Genomic DNA, 22,996 nt, shown 5'->3' on the forward strand with positions numbered 1-22,996 from the left:
TTCTCAATACTCACAGACGGATTTTGAATCAATTCAGTCAATAAATTCTCAAAATGTGAAAACATTCTCTCAATCAGATAAGTATCATAAATATCCGTGTTGTATTCAATTGAAAGTTCTAATGTCTCTGATTCTGTAAAGGTAAATAGTAGGTCAAATTTTGAGGTTTTATTATCAAAATTATAGTTACTTACTTCAAGGTTATTAAGATGACTACGCTCCTTATTAAAAGTTTTAATCTGGCTCTGATTTTGCAAAACAACTATCACGTCAAATAATGGTGATCGGCTAGTATCCCTTTTCAAGTTTAACATACTTACCAGATTATCAAAAGGGTAACCTTGATTTTCATAAGCTTCTAATAGAGTTTTTCTTTCCCTTGCAATTAAATCCAAAAAGATATTTTTTCTTTCAAACTTGGTTCTAATAGCTAAAGTATTTAAATATAAGCCCAACTGATTTTCCAAATCAGGATGTTCCCTACCCGCAATTGGAGTACCAATGATTATATCATCTTGCCCCGTATATCTGTAAAATAATATATTGATACTCGACATCAACGTCATAAACAAAGTCACATCTTGTGATTTTGAAAAATCGTGTAACTTTTCGAGAAATGATCGCGAATATTTATAACTAAGGGTCTCCCCATTATATGTTTTAATGATTGGACGTGACCTATAACTTGGTAGATGCAAAACAGGTAGTTCTCCACTTAACTGATTTAGCCAATATTGCTCTGATTCCTTCTGTTTTTTTTCCTTAAGTTCTTCGCCAAACCAGACCGCATAATCTTTGTATTGTATATTTAGCACAGGCAAGTCGACCTCTTTGTTTTGAGCAAGACTATTATATGTTTCTATTATCTCCGATATTAATAACTGTGTTGACCAGCCATCTCCAATAATATGATGCATTGATAGAAAAAACACATATTCTTTTTCAGTCAATTTAAGTATCGAACTCCTTATAAGTGGAGCAACCTCCAAATCAAATAATTCCCTATTTTTCTGTTCCAGATACTGAGAAATTAATTGCTCCGTATAAGGCTCAAGGCTATAATCTTTAAAATCAATTATAAAATTTAAGTCTTGCGCTGAAGTTATAAATTGATGAACTTCCCCTTGTTCATTTATTTTAAAACTTGTTCGAAGAATTTCATGTCTGAATATAAGATACCTGATTGCAGATTCAAATTCATTAACCTTTAGATCCCCACGTAAAAAAACAGCTGAAGGCATATTGTATGCAAGTGAAGCGCCTTCTATCTGGCTCATTAGCCAAAACCTTACTTGTGAAGAAGTAGCGGGATAAGAAAAACTCTCAGGTGCTTTTGGTATTGACACAAATTTATTGTCTATAAGTTCCTTGATCAATTGATCAATAGTAGGACTAGCAAAAAAAGCTTTAAAAGATATTATTTTTCCTAATTCTTTATGAGTTCTGTTTATTACTTGTGCAACCATTAGGCTATGGCCCCCTAGTTCAAAAAAGTTATCTGTTACGCCTATTTTTTCAATACCTAATACATCTTGCCAAATCAGTACAAGTTTTTTTTCTGTGGCATTTCTAGGGGCAATATATTGTCTTCTGATAATGTCAATTGCTGACACATCTGGCAATTCCTTATAATTAATTTTGCCATTAGAATTCAGTGGAACAGCATCAAGTCTTACGAAGAAACTAGGAATCATATAATCTGGAAGCCTACTTTGAAGAAATTCCCTAAGTGCAGTTTTATTAAGATTATCAGAAACAAAATAAGCCACAAGGACCTTATCTTCATTAAAAATTTTTGTATCTATAACGATCTGCTTGATATTTTCTGAATAGAGCATAATGGCACTTTCTATCTCACCAATTTCAACCCTAAATCCTCTGATTTTTACCTGGTTGTCTTTCCTTCCAACAAATACAATATTACCATCTGGTCTCATCATAACCAAATCGCCTGTTCTATATAATTTACCTTTGTATTTATCTATAGGATTATCAATGAACTTTTCATTTGTTAAAGTTGGATTATTCAAATATCCTACAGATAATCCATCCCCTCCAATACAAAGTTCTCCTACAATTCCCACTGGACACGGCATTGCATATTTGTCCAAAATATGAAGTACAGTGTTCGAAAACACTTTTCCTATTGGAATTATGTCGCTATTAGTAATTTCACCAACTTCAAACAATAGCTTACCTATCGTTGTTTCAGTTGGTCCATAATGATTAATAACTTTTAAATTTTGATTCTCTGATCTAATTTGCCTTACCAATAAATTTGATAATTCCTCCCCTCCAAAAATTACCATCTTTCCAACAGATAATTGTTTATGATTACTGTTTAAAGACTTCCAGTATGAAGGAGTAATTTTTATACATTCTATCGTATGGTTTTTAAAGTACTGTTCAATAAGAAGAGTGTTTCTTAATGTATTTTTAGAAAACAAATGAATAGTACCTCCGAAAATTAAAGAACTGAATAAAACTGTATTCCCTAAATCCGCACAGATTGTTGACATAAGACCAAAAGATCTATTATTCTCAATTTGAATTTTAGATGATAGACCAAACAAATAATCCATTATACTAGAATGACTGACTAAAACACCTTTTGGTTTTCCAGTTGAACCTGAAGTATATATTATACAAGCACACTCATTAAATTTACTTATGTTCGTAAATTCATCCTCATCAGTATCTAATTCCATCTGATCTAGCAAAATGATCTCAATATTTTCAAAATCACTTAAAATCAAATCCTTACTATTACTAATAAGAAATTTTGCACTCGTTTCTTCAATAATATAATTAATTCTATCCAGTGAATATTCTGGATCAACTGGAATATATGTAGCGCCAGTCTTTAAAATTGCAACTATACTAATTATTGCCATTTCTAAATGACTATCAAAACAGATAATAATATTAGAACCAGCTTTAACATTTTGTCTTTTTAAATATAGGGCCAGTTTATTAGCCTTTTTATTTAATTCATCGTAAGTTAAATTATCACCTTCAAAAACTAAAGCTAACCTATTAGATGATTTTTTTACCTGCTCATCAAATAGATCAATTATTGTTTTGTCCTTTGGATAATTAACATAGCCTTTATTTATTTCATTAAAGAAATTCTTTTCTTCTAATGTTAAATAATCAATCTTGTCAATAACAATCATTGGTTCTTTGACAGACTGTGATAATAGATTTTCAAAATGCATAAACATTTTGTGGATTAAATCCTCATCATAAATATCACTATTATATTCAATAGAAAGTTTTAGGCCATCATCCTCTATGAAGTTAAAGCTAATATCTAATTTTGATGTTTGTGCACCAAAACCATAATTTTCAATTTCTAACTCAAAGAATTGCTCTTTAGTAAAATTATTTAATTTATTCTGGCTTTGTAATACTACAAGAACATCAAACAAAGCTGAACGACTAATATCCCTTTTTAAATTAAGCTTTCCAATTAGTTCATCGAATGGATACCTCTGATGTTCATATGCATTTAATAAAGTTTCTTTCTCTAAATTTAATAGATCTGAAAAAATAATATCTTCTTTGAACCGAGTTCGTATTGCAAGAGTATTTAGATACAAACCTATTTGATTTTCTAGATCTGGATGTTCCCTACCTGCAATTGGTGTTCCTATAATAATGTCATCTTGCCCAGAATATCTATACAGTAACATCTTTATTCCTGTAACTAAAGTCATAAATAATGTGACATTAGATTCATTTGAAAATTTTTTCAAACTATCTAAAAAATGGTTTGAAAAAGTATGAGTGACCCTCTTTCCTTTAAACGTTTTTATTAAAGGACGCGATTTAAAACTTGGTAGCATTAAAACCGGGATTTCTCCAGCAAATTGATTTAGCCAATAATTTTCTGATTTTTTATATCTTTCATTTTGCAATTCTGTCTTCAACCATACTGTATAATCCTTATACTGAATTTTTAATTCTGGCAGATTAATTTGTTTTTGCTCTTTTAAACCGTTGTATATAATTAAAATTTCTGAAATTATAAGCTCTATGGACCATCCGTCTCCAATAATGTGATGCATTGAAAAGAAAAGGATATGCTTTTTGTTGCTCAATTTAACTATTGATGCTTTTATTAAAGGTCCATTTTGCAAATCAAATGAACTACTATTTTCTTTTTGCAGATAGGCATCTACAAGTTCATTCTGATAAGAAAGAAAACTATAATCTTCTTTACTTATATTAAAATCAAATAGTTTTTCAGAAACAATATACTGCCTGTTTTCTCCACTTTCATCACGCTTGAAAACTGTCCTTAAAATTTCATGTCGAGCTATAAGAATCTTAAACGAAGTTTCAAATTGATCAATATCTACCTGTCCATTTAAATAGATGGCACCTGGCATATTATACGAAATTGAGCCTTCTTCAATCTGACTTAATATCCACATTCTTTCTTGAGATGGAGACATTGGATAAGATTCCTTAATCTCAGTTTTCCTTATTGAAATAAAATCATCTTGTTTTAGCTTATCGGCTAATTCGTAAATAGTAGGATTTTCGAAAAACACTTTAAACAAAAGCATTTTCCCCAGCTGCTGACTTATTCGATTAATTACTTGGGACACCATCAAACTATGACCTCCCAGCTCAAAAAAATTATCTTTTATCCCTATTTTCGAAATTCCAAGTACTTCCTCCCATATAAGTACGAGTCTCTGCTGTATCTCATTGGTCGCAGGAATATATTCTTTCCTGACAAAATCTCTACTATCAACATTAGGAAGAGCTTGGCGATCCACTTTCCCATTTGGTGTTAGAGGAACAGCATCGATTTCAACGAAAAAACTTGGAATCATGAAATCAGGTAATTTGGATATCAAAAAACTCCTTAATTCCGACTTATCCATATTTTTGGATACCAAATAAGCAACTAGTACTTTATCATCATTGACAGTTTTAGCTTCTACAACTACCTGCTTCAAGGTATTAGAATATTGAAGAATCATATTCTCGATTTCTCCAAGTTCAATTCTGAAACCCCTGATTTTAACCTGACTATCTTTTCTACCTAAATATTCAATATTTCCATCCGCGCGCCAGCTCGCTAAATCCCCTGTATCATACATGCGACTACCCTCAGCAAAGGGGTTAGCTACAAATTTCTCAGCCGTCAATTCGGCCTTGTTTATATAGCCTCTCGCAAGTCCTGAACCAGAAATATAAAGTCTACCTGGAATGCCAATTGGAACTAATTCCAAATCATCATCCAGTATATAAATCTGTGTGTTAGAAATAGGCTTACCTATTGGAATGATGGATTTAAAATTATCCTTTTTTGAAACTTTATATATAGAAGCACAAACTGAACATTCTGTAGGACCGTATGCATTATAATAATCAATTCCAATATCTGAAATTGCAGATGCCGTCACTGAATTTGGCGACTCTCCAGCTGTTATAATACATCTTAGCTTAGAGCTCAAAATCTCTTCCATTGAGAATAATTCCAAATAATTAGGAGGAAGAGTTAGAACGGTTGATTCAGTATCTTTTAAAAATTTTAGAAAATGGTCTCTATTTTTTAAAACTTCCTCTGATCCAATACATAAGGTCGCGCCACTGTATAGAGCCATCATGATCTCTGATACCGAAGCATCAAAAGCAACAGATGCAAACCATACAATTTTGTCCTTTTTAGTAATTCCAAATGTTTTAATCTGATCCAGAGTCATATTAACACTACCACTGTGTTCAATCATAACTCCTTTAGGGGTTCCAGTTGTGCCAGAAGTATAAATAACATAAGCAAGATTATCCGATCCAGCTATTTTCTCAATATTTTCTTTTAAATAGCAATTCTTTCTTTGTACAAAAAAAGAGAGCTCATTAGCATCAAGAATTACTTTGCAGCTGCTATCTCCTTCTATATAAGCCACACGATCTTCAGGGTAATTGACATCAATCGGAACATATGCTGCACCTGATTTTAAAACACCTAAAATCCCGACAATACTCATGTAATTTCTATCAAGTTTTATCCCTATCAGATCATCACATTTGATATTGTAGTTTTCTCTTAAATATTGCGCCAATTGATTAGACTCCTCATTAAGGTCTTTATAAGTAAGCGATCCATTTTCAAATACAACCGCTACATTATGTGGAGTCTTTAAAACTTGTTCTTCAAACATATCAACAATTGTCTTGTCTTTAGGGTAAAGAGTTAAAGTATCATTGAAATCAAAAAGAAGCTTATTTTTATATTTATCAGATATTAGTGAATATCCATTTAAAGTCTTTAAGAGAAAAGGTTGTAAATCAATTAAAATATCAGCAAAAAGACTGACTATCAGCTCTGTAATAGTCTTTTTTACAATTGTTTCTAAATAAAGAACTTCAATTTGAATATCTTTATTTTCAAGAATTTTAACATTAAATGAGAGTCCATTACAGCCTAAGCTATTGGAAGAATTAAAATTTATTTGATAATTAGAAAGATTAGCAAAATTTATATGATCTTTCTCTAAAGTTTGATCATTCAACTGATCAGCATAATGGAGTGTTTCTAATATCTCAGATTTAACTTTTTGAAGATATTCTTTGAATGGTATTTCGGAATTCACATGAAGGTATAAGAATAATGGATTTGATAAGTCATGGTAATATGACGTTATGTATCCATCGAATTCATTAATAACTTTTTTTAAGAGAAAAGAAAACACAGCGCTCAGAATTGTATATTGAGCTATTGCATTGTTATTAGTAAGATTATAAAAAGTTCCTAATTCATTCGATTTAATAATTACTGTATCCAAATCGCTTTCTTGACAATTAGCAGTAGTTACATTATTTCTTTTTAACATTTTTCGTTTCCAATACAGAGAAACTAAATTAAAACTATCAAATTCTGAGTTACCCATTAATACGAATTCTTACATTAGGGTGGCGAATATAGAAAATTAAAACTTTTGAAATTTACGGTTTCCCTCATTTTTAGTTCGTTTTTTTCCTTTTTTTTTCTCACAAAAAAAAGGAAAAAAATAAGCTACTAAGAATGAACACAATAAGGTTTTTCTTAAATAATAAAAATTACAAGAAATAAAAAAAAACTTTCATTTTTAAATTTTAAACAAGAAATATATTACATTTTTTAAATTAACACAATATTGTATTAACCCATTAAAAAAGAGATCATTGAAAAATTAATTAAAATTTCTTTATGTTAAAAATTAAAATAATTAACATTTATAAAATTGCTTTTAAAAAGTAAAACGTCAAAATTCTAATCATTACTATTCTAAAAATATTAAATACCCACATGGAGATGCCGCTAATTTATTACAAAAAGTTAAGACACTTTTTTTGAAAATATCAGGAAAGTTAAAAAATGATGAATACCTTTTTTGACACAAAAGTTAAGTCGGTTTTTTAGAAATTTTCCATTAAAAAAGGATTGAAATAAATTACAATTATATTTTTTGGCAAAATCGTGGCACATTTCATTTGGAAAAAGTGAAACCACAGTAAAATAAGGTTATAAAAAGTTTAGGTTCAAAACTGTATTACTTCCAACTCATCAGGAGATCCAAAGGAAATCCAGCTTCTGCAGAAAAATGAAAAAATAGCTAAATCAGTATCACAAGGACAAAACAAAGGTATAACACAGGTGGGCTTAGGAGTCTCCCTGGGAGATGTTCTTCTCAGAAACAAAAAACAGTTTTTTAACCGGATCCAGTAAAGCCTTGGTCCAGTGCAGAAAGAACACTTTTTTGAGCAGCAGCACAAAAGCGTTAAAAGAATTTGGTTTCTGCACATAAAGGTCTGCCCCTTTAGCAAAGGTATCTTCAATATCCGAAGGATGGTCCCAAGTGGAGAGCATAACGGTGGGAATGCCGCGAAGATCATCGTCTTTCTTTATTTCTTCCAGCGCCTTTTTGCCCCCTTTAACGGGCATATTGACATCTATAAAAATAATATCGGGATCGCTCTGGGATTCATCCCTGAGCGTATCGAGGAGTTCCTGCCCGTTTTCAACGGTCGTTACCTCAGAAGCAATCTGCGCTTCATCCAGGGCATCGATGAATAATTCCTGGTCTTCGGTATCATCCTCGGCCAGCAGAATTTTTACCGGCTCTTTTTCTTTTGGGCTTTCAGCATCCGGATTCTCAGCACTTATCATATCAAGCGGTTTTGCAATGTTCAAATGTACTAAAAATGTCCAAATGAAATTATGCCGCACAAAATTAATGCTCAAAGGATCTCATTTTACAAACCCTTTAAACTGCGGGATATTGAAAACAGCATTATGCCAGTACAATATACCCCATGCTGTAAAATAATCCGCAGGCCAATCCCATGTTATCCGCCAAACCCTTAAATGAGTTTTTTAAGCATGCCATCGAATATAAAACCGTGAAAAGGCAGCACAGCATACCAGTATAGGTTTCCCATAAGTCCCCTTGGTTTAAAAGTGGCCGCCTGATATAAGGTATTGTTAATTATTTTAAATTCCAGCCAGGCTTCGCCCGCAAGTTTCATCTCGGCATATAAAACCAGTTTGCCTTCTTTTTTATTGGCATATACCACTCTCCAGAAATCAAGTGCATCTCCTGCATGTATCTGCGTTTTATGCGTTCTTCCCCTTCTGATGCCCACACCTCCAAAAATCTTATCGATGAATCCGCGCAGCTCCCAAAGCCAGTCGGCATAATACCATCCTGTCTCCCCGCCTATTGACCAAATTCTTGCAATGCTATATTCCCTGTTTATGATTGTTCTTTTTCTTCTGTCAATAAAACACCCCTTTTTTGGAACCTTTAGATATTGTGAAACATTTCCTTTAAACTGTCCGCTGACGCGGGAGTCTTTCCAGCTGGAGATGATATCATCACTACTGATCTTTTTCAAAGCCCTCTCTAATGCCTGACTGTAAGCAATAGGTGTAATGCCCAGTAAACTATCAATCCTGTTATCGCTGCAGATGACTTCTACTTTCATGCTGCTGACCAGCGCCGAGGCCAGCTTAAAAGAAGTTGAGGTCACAAAATACAGCCAGTAAGACGATAATTTCGGGGTCATCACCGGTACGGTATAAATGTACCTCCTTAGTTTTTTTGCTTTGGCAAACTCCAGCAGCATTTCCTTGTAGGTCAATATATCAGGTCCCCCGATATCAAAACTTTCATTATAGGTCAATGGATTTAGCAGTGATCGGATTAAAAATTCCAAAACATCGCTGATGGCAATCGGCTGGCATCTGGTATTGAGCCATTTTGGGGTAATCATAATGGGGAGTTTATCCACCAGATCGCGTATTATTTCAAAAGAAGCGCTTCCTGATCCTACTATAATTCCCGCCCGAAGTATCGTTAAGCGCACTGCTGCGGTTTTTAAAATTTCTTCCACCGCCTTTCTTGATGATAAATGTTTGGATAATGACTTATCATTTACAATTCCGCTCAGGTAAATAATTTGTTTGGCATTTGTTTGGTTTATTTTTTCAATAAAATAATGTGCAGAAATGCTTTCCAGTTCATCATAATTAGAAGCACCGGACATCGAGTGGATCAGATAATAGGCCGCATCTATATCATCGGGAATATTCTTCAGGCTTTCGGGATCCAGAAAGTCAGCTTCGATAACCTGTATTTTATTTTTAAACTGTTCAGGAAAACAAAACCTGTTTTTATCCCGAACGCAGCAAATCACTTCATTTCCATGATCAAGCAGCAAGGGCAATAGCCTCTTGCCGATATAACCTGTTGCGCCTGTTAAAAGAATTTTCATCTTTGAGCTGTTTTACAATTTAAAGCTTACCAAACCATAATCCATGGCGAAAACCTGGCCTGAAATTGAGGCTGCATCTTCAGAAATAAGATAGCCTACCATACGGGCAACCTCCTGGGGTTTCAGGTAATTTTTCAAAGGGTGTCGTTCGATCATATTTTCTTTCATCCGGTCGTTTCTTAAAATAGATCCGGACAAAGAAGTCTCCGTAATAGTCGGCGCAATAGCATTTATGCGGATTAACGGGGCAAGTTCAGCGCCGAGTGATTTAACGAGTCCCTCAACGGCAGCTTTCGCTGTTGCTACACTGGCATGAAAAGGCATTCCTAATTTTGCCGCAACAGTACTGAATAAAACAATCGAAGGATTTTTTCCTTTCTTTAATGCAGCCAGATAATGCTGAATCACTTTGACGGCGCCCACCACATTAATTTCAAAATCATTTCTGAAATCCTCAAGGCTCAAGCCCAGAATGGGTTTGAGGTTTATAGACCCCGGACAATACACTAGGGCATCAATACTTTCAAATTCAGGCAAAGCATCACGGAGCACATCAACTGAAAAATGAATTAAATTTGTATGGATAATATCGGGAGCTGTCCTGCTGATATTACTAACCTTATAATTTTCCAGCTGCTGCACTAAAACACCATTACCGATTCCTTTACTGCCGTCAACAATTACAATAGTTTTCATTTTTTAAAGATTAGAATTAAAGAACCGTTCTGATTGTTTCTGCTATGATTTTCAGGAAAATAAGATATTATTTATTAATTATCAAAAATCCTAAAGTGTGTTTTAGCAAAAAGTGATCTTTGTATGTTAAAGATAATAATTGTTTAACAATTTTTAAAAAATATTAAACAAAATAAAAATTATTTTATTTAATTTAGCATTGCTCTCCTTAATTCCCGACCGGGAATCCCGAAAAAATGCAATTATGAAAAAAGTAAAACGGAAGTTTGCTGATCCTGACCTGGACCGCATTATTGAAATGGCATGGGAAGACAGAACCCCCTTTGAAGCCATCACATATCAATTTGAACTTCAGGAAGCTGAAGTAAAAGCCTTAATGAAGAAAGAACTCAAACCCGGCAGCTATACACTTTGGCGCAAAAGGGTAGAAAACTGCAAAACAAAGCATATGCGGAAACGCTGTGCGCATATCAGCCGCTTTAAGTGCAACGAACAGCGGACCATTTCCAATAACAAAAAATCAAAGCGGAAACAATAGAAATAATCAGCTATATTATTGGAATTATAATACATAATGCGGAATTCATGTAACCATAAACATTTAAAAGCCAATAGCTTCGCCATTAAAACTATACCAAACAAACCTAACGCTATGTACCGTAATCCAGGGCTTTTACAAAATATAATTGATGCTATCCCTCTTCCCGTCGGAGTTTATGTGGGAGATAATTTAGAAATTGCACTGGCCAATGATGCCATGATCAAAACATGGGGCAAGGGAAATGATGTACTTGGAAAAACCTATCTGAGTGTTGTTCCTGAAATTGAAAACCAGCAGATTCTCGATGAGGCTCTTGGAGTTCTTAAAACCGGAACAGCCTTTCATGCTGTAGGAAAAAAAGTAGATCTGGTCATGCAGGGGATTATGACCGAACATTACTTTAATTATAGTTTTATTCCGCTCTTTGACGAGCATGGAAAAGTCTATGGCGTGCTTAACACAGGCGCTGATATCACAGATCTCCAGAAAGCAAAAGAAGAAACCCTGAGAGCGAATGAAAAATTAACCATAGCCATAGAAAGCTCCGGGATAGGAAGTTATGAAATAGACCTTGAGACCAAAAAAATCAAGACTTCGGCAAATTTCAACACGATCTGTTCCATTGTAAGCGAAACAACGAGTGACGATTTAATTGCAAAACTTCATCCAGAGGACCTCACGGCACGCGAAAAAGCACACGTGCAGGCTGAGGCAACGGGAAAAATATGCTATGAGGCGCGGATTTTAAATGATGACGGCTCCTACCGCTGGGCTAAAATCAATGGAAAGATTATCAAGGACAAGGACGGATCTGCAAAGACCATCATTGGCATTGTTCAGGATATACACGAGCATAAGGAATTTCAAGAGGAACTAAAAAAGCAGGTGGCAAGCCGCACAAATGAGCTCACGCGTTCTAATAGTGATTTGATGCATTTTGCCAGCGTAGTAAGCCATGATCTTCGAGAGCCGCTGCGAAAAATTAAAATTTTCAATACACTTTTACGAAATGACATAGAAGACAATGTTAATGAAAAATCTAAAAAATACCTTCATAAAGTAAGCCAGTCTGCCCAGAGAATGGAAAATATTATAGAGGGAATTTTGACCTATTCCACCCTTGACAAAACTTCACAGGTTATAGAAACAATTAATCTTAATGAGGTTATTGAAGACATAAAAATAGACCTTGAGCTCATAATAAGAGAAAAAGGTGCTATTTTAGTTACTTCTGATCTTCCACAGATTCAGGGAGCGCCGATTTTAATTAACCAGCTTTTCTATAACCTCCTGCAAAATGCCTTAAAATTTTCCAAAGCGGACCAGCCTCCAAGGGTTATCATAACAAGCAGCATCATCACTAGTAACGGCCATGAGTTTGTACAGATAAAAATAAAGGATAATGGTATTGGAATTGAGGCTGAATTTGCAGAAAAGATTTTTACGGCATTTGAAAGACTGCATTCCAAAGACCAGTACGAGGGAAATGGCCTTGGCCTTGCCCTGTGCAGAAAGATTGCCGAAAGGCATAATGGCAAAATAACTGCAGCCGGGGAAAAGGACAATGGCGCTGAATTTACTGTGACCCTTCCTTTAAAACAAAAAGCCGATACACTGTAGAAATTGAAATTTACAACTAATCCATTAGAGGAATTTTACATAAATATTTAAGTACAATTGAAGACAATTGGCGCCATTTATTGTTTTACTCTATTAAATACGCTAACTTTGAATAATTTTCCTTTTATTTTCATTTTTAGATTCCGATCCTTCTTTAAGACTGCTTTGTTTTTTTAATTTAAATTAGAGAAAAACACTTAAAATATAAAAGGATTAATTAAACTTACCTCTGAACTTTAAAGATGTTTTTACTTGTTTTGTTTCTGAACAATTTACTAAAGCTCTGAAGGTGTTAAACATGCTAATGCGGATAAAATGTTGTTGCTTTTAGAAAAAAACCGGTTGACATAGTTTTCTTGAGAATATTTTCAGAAACTATAATATTCACATTAACTCTCGGCCAACACAGCCAATGGCCAGTTGATCACAATTAGCACTATTTTTTTCACCACCTACAAATTTTTGTTAAAGAGACAATAGTCCTATAAATGAAGTATTTTATCCTATAACTATCTCACTAACTGTATCTTATTTTGCAAAAGAAATAGAACTCCAAAAAAAGCATCAGCTTTATTTTAAACATTTCTATTTCATAAAAAATAAAACAGAATAATTAAACTAGAACGGAGATTAAATAATGTCAGAAAAATAAAGGGTCCGTCTTTTCGGTCATATCATTAGTAACCTAAAATTGGCAACACAGAAACATCTCAATTATCATCTCAATATATTTAGAAGAGCCAGGGATCCTCGCTATTGAAGGATTGAGAATCACAATATAATTCCATTAGATATTGGCGTTTTTGTTAACTATCTTATAATTTAAAAACAGCAACGATACACAAATAACCGCCAATTTAAAACACTTATACTCTTATTGGTCCATTTATTACTTTTCGATAAATCTAACAACTAATTTATAAAAGTATTACTAAATGTTCCTGTAATTTATCTTTCAAAATATGATATTCTATATATCAATAAACAATTAATAATCAATGCATTAATATCTGATTTTCAGAACTAAATTTTGAATTGATAAATAAAAGTAAAAAAAACTATGACTCCTATTAATGCCGTAATCATATCTGAAGAAAAAGAGACTTTTCAAATCTTAAAAAAATTTGAAGAAGAAAATGCTATGATTATGGAAATAATTGGTAACGCTGATGGTATAAAAGACGGAATGATTTTAATAAAAGAAAGAAAACCAGACCTTATCCTCTTAGATATTCATCTTAAGGATGATCTGTTTTTTGAAATGCTCGAACAATTGGAATTTAGCATTCCAAAAATTGTATTTATATCAGCAAAAAAGGATTACGCTGTTAAGGCCTTTAAACACGATGCTGTTGATTTTTTACTGAAACCAATTGATTTTAATTCCATAATAATGGCTATTTACAAAGTAATTAAAAGAAGGGAAATGGAACGCTCTTATCAGCATCAAAAAATTAACAATTTAAATATTTCAAACACTGTTAATCAAAAAAATGACTACGTTGCCGTTGCATCATTAGAAAAAATAGAACTCTTACCAATGTCAGAAATTATTTTTTGTAAGGCAGATGGAAAGTATACCGTTTTTATTCTACCCAACGGAACCAGTATAATGTCAAGCAGAAATCTGGGTGAATACAGTGCAATTTTGGATGACAATTATTTTTTTAGAATACATCATTCCTATATTATCAATCTACGTCATATTGTTAAAATTTCAAAAAAAGATGGGTATTTCTGCGAACTTTCGAATGGATCAGTTTTACCAGTTGCCAAAAGACGACAAGATGATTTTAATAAATTTATAAAACTTAAAGATTAAAATAATCTAAGCTAAATTTAATTACTAGCAAATGAATACCCATAATATTCCAGAAAACGGTGCGGCAAAAAAGAAAAATAATAATACTCCTTATTATTTTGAAGAACCATTACATGAACTTGCTAAAATTTTAGATTTTTCCATGGATCTAATTTGCTCTTGTGATGAAGAGGGAAGATTTGTATGGGTAAATAAAGCTTCAGAACGTATTTTAGGCTATACGCCTGAAGAATTAATTGGTAAAAAATGCCGTGATTTTATATTTCATGAGAATGCTAATATTCCTACAAATGAAAATATTGATTTTAGAAGCGAGACACACTTACCTGTATTTGAAAAAAAGTTCATACACAAAAATACAAGCATTATTTATTTGCAATGGTCTGCTGTACGAGATGATGTTAAAAAATTATCCTATTGCATAGGCAGAGATATTACTGAGAAAAAAAATATAGAAAAAGCAATTGAAATAGAAAGACTGCAATTCTTTAATATATATTCGCAAGCACCTTCCTATATGGGAATTTTAACTGGTCGCGACCATGTTTATGAATTAGCAAATGAACTTTATCTGCAATTAATTGATAAGAAGGATATTATTGGGAAGGCCGTCAAAGATGTTTTACCCGAACTTGAAACGCAGGGAATTTTTGAAATTTTAGATAATGTATATCAAACAGGTGAAAGCTTTTCAGCTAATGAAATGCTCATAACATTTGATCGTTATAGCAACGGAAAACTAAAAGATGTTTACTTAAATTTTATTTTTCAGGCTCGAAGGGATGCTAATAATACTATTGACGGAATATTTATTTTTGGCAATGATGTAACAGAGCAGGTTCTATCGCGAAAAAAAATTGAAGAAAGCGAAAAAATGTATAAAGATCTAATCCATAAATTGCCAGTTGCCACCTACTCTTGCGATGCTGAAGGACGAATAGTGCTTTATAATAAAGCTGCAGCCGCGTTATGGGGCAAAGAGCCTGAACTAGGAAAAGATGTATGGTATAATTCATGGAATAGTACGGACAATAAAAAAAATCGCTCTGCACCTCTAAATCTATTTTCGTTGGGTACAGCACTAAAAAAAGGTGATCCAATCCTTAATAAGGAAATAATTATAGAACGCCCTAATGGAGATAAACGCAATGTATTGCCTTATCCAGTTCCGGTTCATAATACTGATGGCGAGATAACAGGAGCCGTTATTGTACTTTCTGATATTACAAAAATGAAATTGGCACAAAAAGAACTGAGAAAAAGTGAAAAAAAATACCGGTATCTTTTTGACAACAATCCCATGCCAATGTGGATTATCGATTTAGTGTCTTTTAAATTTCTGGATGTAAATAAAATGGCAATTCTGCAATACGGATACAGCCGTGAAGAATTCCTTTCTATGACTGCTTTGGACATACGTCCAAATGATGATAAAATTCATTTCATAAAATCGAGTGATACTTCAAATATTAATCAATCAAATTATAACAGGGGAATATGGAATCATATAAAAAAAGATGGAACTATTGTTCCAGTTGAAATTATTGCCCATAATATTGTATATGAAGGAACTACAGCAAGATTGATTCTCTCTAATGACATCTCTGATCGTAAAAAAGCAGAAACAAATCTGGAAAAAAGAAACCGGGAACTCATCAAAACCAATTCGGAACTGGATCGATTTGTATACAGTGTATCACACGATCTGCGTTCCCCCCTAACTTCAATTCTTGGTCTGATCTCTTTTATTGAAACAGAAAGCAAGGAAATTGATACGCTTAAACATGCCGAACTGATACGGATCAGTATCAATCGTCTGGATGACTTTATAAAAAACATTTTAAGTTATTCACGAAATAACCGTACAGGGCTCGAAGTGGAACAAATTTCGCTAAAAGAAATGATACTTGACATAGTAGATTCGCTTCAAAGAATGAAAGAAGCCAAAGGAATTCGTTTTGAAATTGAAATACAAGAACAAAAACCTTTTTATACAGACAGGCTGCGATTTACAACCATTTTAAAAAATCTAATTTCCAATGCCATAAAATACCATAAAAAAGAGAATGCTGACAGATTTGTAAAAATATTGGGATATTCAGATCATGAAAATCTCCATTTTTCAATAGAAGATAACGGGATAGGAATTGATTCTGCGTATCATAAAAAAATATTTGAAATGTTTTTTCGTCTTTCGGGCAAAGATGGCTCTGGTATTGGTTTATATATCGTAAAAGATGCCGTAGAAATAGTGCAGGGCTCTATAGAGGTACAGTCAGAAAAAGGGACTGGAACCAAATTTAATATCACACTAAAAAATTTGAAACCATGTCAAAAGAACTAGACTCAAAATTTGAAACAGTAATGATTATTGATGATAATCTCGTAGATTTATATATTATCTCGCGTATGATCACTAAGAATAATTTTGGAAAAAATGTGCTGCATTATACGGAGGCACAAGAAGCAATGAAATATTTGCAGGAGAATCAGGATAATATTTCGAAATTACCTCAAATCATTTTTGTAGACATCTACATGCCTTTAATGTCCGGATTTGAATTTCTGGAAGCGTATGAGACATTATCAACTAACTTGAAAAATTATTGCAAAACCTACATCGTATCCTCAACAATAGATAATGAAGATATCGCACGATCAAGCAATAATAAGAATGTGGTTTCTTTTCATGTTAAACCGATTACCAAAGAATTTCTTGACCGAATTATTTAGGAATAGTTACTATAAATATTACTTCCAATAATTCAATCAAACCAAATCAGTATTTTATACTTCACCACTAAGCTGGCACTATCGCAGTGATTTTAAGAATTACCACAACTGTTGTTTTTAAGTGTGCCCCACTTCCATAACAGATTGATATATTGATTCTTAAAATTTAAATCAGAAATTCAGCATAACAAATTAGCAGAATTTTAAAACTCAGCTATGCTGGTTTTTGTTCCTCCTTTTATAATTTTCAGCATTATAGTTTTCCTTCATTAAACGGTTATACCGTATAGCTGTCAGTTATTACTTCTCCCTTTTACATTAAAAGGCATTCTAGTTAATTTGTATAAAAGCTTTTAAAATCAATGCTTTGTAAAATGTCAATTTTTTTTTGCGTAATAAACTGTTATCAAAATAATGAAAAAACTAACTTTATATTTCATTTTTCTTATTCCAATAATACCTCATTCAGCAAATCTACCTTCCCCAGGTTTACCCGATGAATCAGTTAAAGCTCCTATTTACTCAATGCTTTTTTTTACGATTTACAGCAGGTATCCGATTTGATATTTATCATTTTAAAAAGAAATAGACTTAAATTTAAAACGTGTCATAGTATTATAATTTAAACCAAAAGGATATGAAAAAAACTTTACTATTACTCTCTGTTTTGCTTTCTTTTCAATGTTTTTCACAAATACATATTAGTGCCAATACACCTATCTATAATGGTAATGGTGACAATTATGATGGACCGCCTCCCCCGCCTCCCCTAATTCCTTATTTTAAGCTCAATACTATAATAAACAATGAGTTTACAAGAGAGCTTAAATTAGTTTTTGCTTATGAAGCAACAGACGGGGTCGATAGTGATTTCGATGTAAAAAATATGGATGGAGCTTATCCTCAGGACATTTCTTTCTGGATTGAAGACGGAGATTACGTAATTCAGGGACTCAGTTTCAATTTATCCAAAAAAATTTCACTCTCGGTAAAAGCGGCTGTAAGTACAAAATTTAAATTTTACATATCTGAAAATGACGGCTTTGATGATACACAGCCAATTTATATATACGATGCACTTTATAGGTCTTACCATAATATTAGAAACACCCCATATCAAGTTATAGTTGCACCCGGAAAAGATACAGAACGATTTAAAATAAGTTTTATAAATAATGCAACACTAGGAACAAATAATGCAGTGAGAAGTAATTTTTTTATTAATCAGGACAATAAAAACCATGTTTTAAATGCCACAAATCCAAATAATGAAATTATGAAATCATTTGGGCTTTATGATATTCTAGGAAGATCTATTATTTCAAAAGATAATTTAGGCGCCGAACAAAACTTTAGTTTTTCAACTTCAGGATTAAGTGATGGAGTATACTTAGTAATATTCATAACGGCCGATGGTGCAAAAATCACTCAGAAAATCATTATTTCTAATTCGGGTAATTAAATACTGATTGTCATTATTGTATCATAATATAAATCGTATCATAATATAAAATGAAACACAAATATTTATACAAAAAAATTCATTGGTTATCAATCCGTATGTAACCTTAAAATTTACAAGTTACGAACTGCATATTAGTCCTGATAACAAAAGAGTAATATTTAATTTTATATCAGAAAAAAGTGGAAAAATTTATGGTGCCGTTGTTCTGGTTAAGGGCAGTTATGTAAGAACAAGTTTTAATGAAAATTTAGGACTGGTTGATATAATGGTGAATAGTAAATCCACTTGTATACAAAACATAAAATAAAATCTTTATTCTGTAGTAAAAAAATTCATGAACCATTGTGATTTCATCTTCCCTGGAAATCACAGTGTTTTTTTTGATTTTGCTTTTACCAACATTCTAAGTAATTATACTATAATCGTGATGAAAGCATATAATTTAATAAATTACTAATAATGTGACAAAAAATTTGTTCTAGGCATTATTTAACTTCAAAAGCTAGGAAAATAATAGTGCTATGAGTTTTGTGGCAAAATCGTGGCACATTGGAAATGGAGTTGCCTTTAAAAGTGCCACAAAAAGATAGGTCGAATTTACAAATAATTTGCATTTCAAAATTAATGGCAGAATCGTGGCGCAGAACTCTTGGAAGGGATACCTTTTTTGCCACAAAAAGCTAAGCCGTTTTTATTTGAATTTATCGAGATACTATACAAAAACAGGACAAAACAATCAATTTAATAAAAAATTACTTAAATTTACAGCGTAAAGAATTGTAGTAGCAAAAACACTCGTCAAATCATTAAAAATCAAACCATTAACAGATAAAATTAACAGTTTTATTTTTATGGCAAAATCGTGGCAACACCGGTTTAAAAAAAACAAAACGCAGTAAATAAGCGGGTTTCAAGCTTAAGGTTCGAATCCTGCTCTCCCCACAAAAAAGTCCTAATGAAAATTAGGACTTTTTTTTTTGTTAAAATTTAATATTTAGAATTCCTTTACTAAATAATATTAAATATAGGTGAAGCTGTAAATCTCAGGATTCGCAGGTTTTTTTCTTTTACAGCACTTTTCAATATTTATAAAACCGCTCAAAGTTCGAGGTGCAAGATCGTGGCACATCGTATTTGGAGTGGATACCTTTTTTGCCACAAAAAGTTAAGGCAATTTTTAACGATATTTCAACATTCTAAGTTTTTATGGCAGAATCGTGGCGCAAGCTATTTTTAACAATTAAGAATCCAGCAAAATGGTGCTGTAAGGAGTCTGGTTCGAAACTTTATAAATCTAATTTCTGATTAAACCAATTGATGCAAATTTTTCTATCGATTTTGCGATACATCATTTTCAAATGGTTTAAGAAATAGGTGCTGGATCATAACTACTCCACAAAAAACTCGCCTCAACAGGCTTCAATAAAGCGGTCTTTAAAACAAAGTAAAATCGGTCTTTAAAACAAAGCAACGAGCTTTAAGACAATCTAAATTTGTTTCAAACATTAAAGCAAATAAAATTATGATTGATCATATTATTATTACAGTAGAAAACTTTGAACGCTCTGTAAAATTTTACAATAAGGCGTTAAAACCTCTAAACATACGAATGACGATGGATTTCAAAGGTCCAGGTAATCACCATGATCTAAAAGGTTTTGGAGATGATAATACTATTTACTTTTGGTTAAAAGAAGGAGACGTAAAGTCGAATGGTGTGCATATTGGTTTTGTAGCCAAAGACCACGAACAGGTAGATGAATTCTACGAAGCAGCCATTACAGCTGGAGGAACAGATAAGGAGCAACCCCGAATTTTTCCTGAATACTATCCCGGATATTATGCTGCATGGATATTAGATCCTGATGGCTATGAAATTGAGCTCGTACACAAAAGCTAATTTTTTTATATCGAATAACTATAGCATAAAAAATGGAAAAGAATAATTATAAGGGAGCATTGCAATATCCAATTAACTCAGGATATGGCGCTGCATCTACAACAGATAATATAATAAAAGGAATTGATCTTACAGGAAAGACAGCCATCGTAACAGGCGGTTACTCAGGTATCGGATTAGAAACTGTAAAAGTATTGGCATCAGCTGGAGCTAAAGTTATTGTGCCTGCCAGAAATACGGAGAAAGCAAAAAAGAATGTAGAAGGAATTGCAAATGTAGCAGTAGAATTCATGGATTTAATGAGTCCCAGTTCTATTAATGCATTTGCCGAAAAGTTTTTGGCTTCTAGCGAAGTATTGCATTTACTTATTAATAATGCCGGCATTATGTGGGTTCCGCTGGAACGTGATGAGCGTGGTTATGAATCGCAGCTTGCAACCAATTATTTGGGGCATTTTCAATTGACTGCAAGATTATGGCCTGCATTGACAAAGGCTAACGGAGCAAGAGTAGTCAATGTTTCATCGTGGGGACATCATTTTTCTCCTTTTATATTTGAGGATCCTAATTTTCTTAATAGAGAATTTGACTCTTTTTCGGCTTACGGTCAGTCAAAAACAGCCAGTATACTTTTTTCTTTAGAATTAGACAATAGAGGGAAAAATGCCGGCGTTCGTTCTTATTCCCTGCACCCGGGTATCATTTCAGAAACCGAACTGGGCAGAAATGTTCCGCATGAAGATTTGGTAAATTATGGAATTTTTGATGAAGATGGCAAAGTGATTAATAATCCTTCAAAAGGACTAAAATCAATTTCGCAAGGTGCTTCTACCACTGTTTGGTGCGCTGTAAGTCCACAGCTGAATGATATTGGTGGTGTTTATTGTGAAAATGCTGATATAGCAAAACTGGATATTTCTAAAGAAGGTGATTCAAATGAAAATATGGATGGCTCAACTATGATGAAAGATGTGATGCCGTTTGCATTGGAAGAAACAGCTGCAAAGAAACTTTGGATATTGAGTGAACAATTAACTGGCGTAAATTTTCATATTTAAATTTAAGTATCATAAATTATAAAGAGGTGTTTTTATCATCGCCTCTTTATAATTTGTATATTTATTTTTTAATATCACTATGGCAGGACAAGAACAAAGTAAATATGCAGAGATTCTCTTATCGTGCATTGAAGAATCCTACTTCGAAGACGAAACCATCCTGGAGTACCACTCGTTTGCGAGAGTAATTTCGGGAGAAATGAGAGTGCTGCAAGGAAAAAAAACGTATACTTTTGGTCCGGGAGACAGTCTTATATTTCCTAACAACCAATTGTCAAGACTCTCTAAAAATCCAAAAGACGGACTGCCTTACAGAGCATTGGTGATTTTTTTAACGCCGAAAAGATTGCGGGAATTTTACCTCAAAAATCCTATGGAAATTACAGCTTCACAGACCTACCACATCAAAACGCTTGAAAAACATCCATTATTAGAAAGTTTTTTTGCTTCTTTAATTCCGTATTTTGATCTTGAAAGTGAATTACCTGAAAAAATTATTTCGGTTAAGATAGAAGAAGCGATAACTATTCTTCGAACAATTGATAAAAACATTGACAGTCTTCTGGCTAATTTTTCACAAGCTGATAAAATTGATCTTGCCGGTTTTATGGAGAAAAATTATATGTTTAACAGAACAATCGAACAGTTTGGTCATCTTACAGGAAGGAGTCTTACCACTTTTAAACGCGACTTTAAAAAGGCATTTAATTCCACTCCTCAAAAATGGATCACCCAAAAAAGATTAGAACTGGCACATTATCAGTTAACTAAAAAAGCTCAAAAACCAAAAGATGTCTATCTGGAAACCGGTTTCGAAAATCTTTCGCACTTTTCTTTTGCTTTCAAAAAGCATTTTGGTTATGCCCCGACAGAAATAAATTAGATGGAAAAACAAAATCATGAGCACTACATGAACAAGTGTATTGAACTTGCAAAAATTGCGAAGCGAAATAATGACAGCCCTGTTGGATCTATTTTAGTAAAAAATGGTAAAATCATGGGAGAAGGAATTGAAGGCGGAAAAACATTTAAGGATATTACTTTCCATTCGGAAATTGAAGCGGTTCGAAATGCCAGAGCTTTACTTCAGACATACGACCTTTCTGATTGTATTATGTATACCACGCACGAACCTTGTATTATGTGCTCGTATGTGCTAAGACATCATCAAATAAAAACCATAATTATTGGTGTTGCTTCTGGCGATATTGGTGGTTTTAGTTCTCAATATCCTTTGCTAAAAGACCAGACAATCAAAAAATGGAATACTGCGCCTACTGTAATTTTTGGAATTTTGGAGGAAGAATGCAAACAATTGTCTTTATGAGCCTTTCACGAAAGTGATTTTGAGCTTTTCACGGAAACAGAATGAAATTTTTAAGTT

At 33.0% G+C, this 22,996-nt stretch carries 14 protein-coding genes; 10 read left to right on the forward strand and 4 right to left on the reverse strand.

The window, feature by feature from the left end:
- The 4 genes from AC1RRN_RS20640 to AC1RRN_RS20655 form a co-directional block, all read right to left on the reverse strand.
- Positions 1–6,911, reverse strand: a 6,911-nt coding sequence (locus AC1RRN_RS20640) for an amino acid adenylation domain-containing protein (RefSeq protein ID WP_492969113.1), incomplete at its 3' end; no start/stop codon positions are given.
- Between the two features lie 752 nt (positions 6,912–7,663).
- A complete protein-coding gene (locus AC1RRN_RS20645; RefSeq protein WP_492969114.1) occupies positions 7,664–8,245 on the reverse strand; it encodes a response regulator in 582 nt (193 codons plus the stop codon).
- A 119-nt stretch (positions 8,246–8,364) separates the two neighbouring features.
- Positions 8,365–9,777 carry an SDR family oxidoreductase gene (locus AC1RRN_RS20650; protein WP_492969115.1) on the reverse strand — a complete coding sequence of 471 codons (1,413 nt, stop codon included), beginning with the start codon at positions 9,775–9,777 and terminating at the stop codon, positions 8,365–8,367.
- 12 nt (positions 9,778–9,789) lie between these two features.
- Entirely contained in the window at positions 9,790–10,473 is a 684-nt protein-coding gene (locus tag AC1RRN_RS20655) for an SDR family NAD(P)-dependent oxidoreductase (RefSeq protein ID WP_492969116.1), read from the reverse strand.
- Positions 10,474–10,717: 244 nt separating this feature from the next.
- Between AC1RRN_RS20655 and AC1RRN_RS20660 the strand changes: the two genes are divergently transcribed.
- The 10 genes from AC1RRN_RS20660 to AC1RRN_RS20705 all read left to right on the forward strand — a co-directional run bounded on the left by AC1RRN_RS20660 (position 10,718) and on the right by AC1RRN_RS20705 (position 22,939).
- Positions 10,718–11,011: a TIGR03643 family protein gene (locus AC1RRN_RS20660; RefSeq protein ID WP_492969117.1), complete on the forward strand. Its 294-nt coding sequence runs from the start codon at positions 10,718–10,720 to the stop codon at positions 11,009–11,011.
- Positions 11,012–11,125: 114 nt separating this feature from the next.
- Positions 11,126–12,634: a sensor histidine kinase gene (locus tag AC1RRN_RS20665; RefSeq protein WP_492969118.1), complete on the forward strand. Its 1,509-nt coding sequence runs from the start codon at positions 11,126–11,128 to the stop codon at positions 12,632–12,634.
- A gap of 1,060 nt (positions 12,635–13,694) precedes the next feature.
- Complete coding sequence (locus tag AC1RRN_RS20670; protein WP_492969119.1) at positions 13,695–14,456, forward strand: LytR/AlgR family response regulator transcription factor; 762 nt, start codon at positions 13,695–13,697, stop codon at positions 14,454–14,456.
- A gap of 31 nt (positions 14,457–14,487) precedes the next feature.
- Complete coding sequence (locus AC1RRN_RS20675; RefSeq protein WP_492969120.1) at positions 14,488–16,800, forward strand: PAS domain-containing sensor histidine kinase; 2,313 nt, start codon at positions 14,488–14,490, stop codon at positions 16,798–16,800.
- On the forward strand, positions 16,785–17,189 hold the full coding sequence (locus AC1RRN_RS20680) for a response regulator (RefSeq protein WP_492969121.1): 405 nt from the start codon (positions 16,785–16,787) through the stop codon (positions 17,187–17,189). Before AC1RRN_RS20675 ends, AC1RRN_RS20680 begins: the two co-directional genes overlap by 16 nt.
- Positions 17,190–17,826: 637 nt before the next feature.
- Entirely contained in the window at positions 17,827–18,651 is an 825-nt protein-coding gene (locus AC1RRN_RS20685) for a DUF8693 domain-containing protein (RefSeq protein WP_492969122.1), read from the forward strand.
- Positions 18,652–20,176: 1,525 nt separating this feature from the next.
- The gene (locus AC1RRN_RS20690; protein ID WP_492969123.1) at positions 20,177–20,554 is read left to right on the forward strand and encodes a VOC family protein; all 378 of its coding nucleotides are present in this window, start codon (positions 20,177–20,179) and stop codon (positions 20,552–20,554) included.
- Between the two features lie 32 nt (positions 20,555–20,586).
- Positions 20,587–21,612 carry an SDR family NAD(P)-dependent oxidoreductase gene (locus tag AC1RRN_RS20695; protein WP_492969124.1) on the forward strand — a complete coding sequence of 342 codons (1,026 nt, stop codon included), beginning with the start codon at positions 20,587–20,589 and terminating at the stop codon, positions 21,610–21,612.
- A gap of 79 nt (positions 21,613–21,691) precedes the next feature.
- Positions 21,692–22,495: a helix-turn-helix domain-containing protein gene (locus AC1RRN_RS20700; RefSeq protein WP_492969125.1), complete on the forward strand. Its 804-nt coding sequence runs from the start codon at positions 21,692–21,694 to the stop codon at positions 22,493–22,495.
- Positions 22,496–22,939 carry a nucleoside deaminase gene (locus AC1RRN_RS20705; protein WP_492969126.1) on the forward strand — a complete coding sequence of 148 codons (444 nt, stop codon included), beginning with the start codon at positions 22,496–22,498 and terminating at the stop codon, positions 22,937–22,939.
- Positions 22,940–22,996 lie beyond the last annotated feature (57 nt).

The sequence above is a fragment of the Flavobacterium sp. GW821-FHT11G01 genome (genome assembly GCF_058808175.1).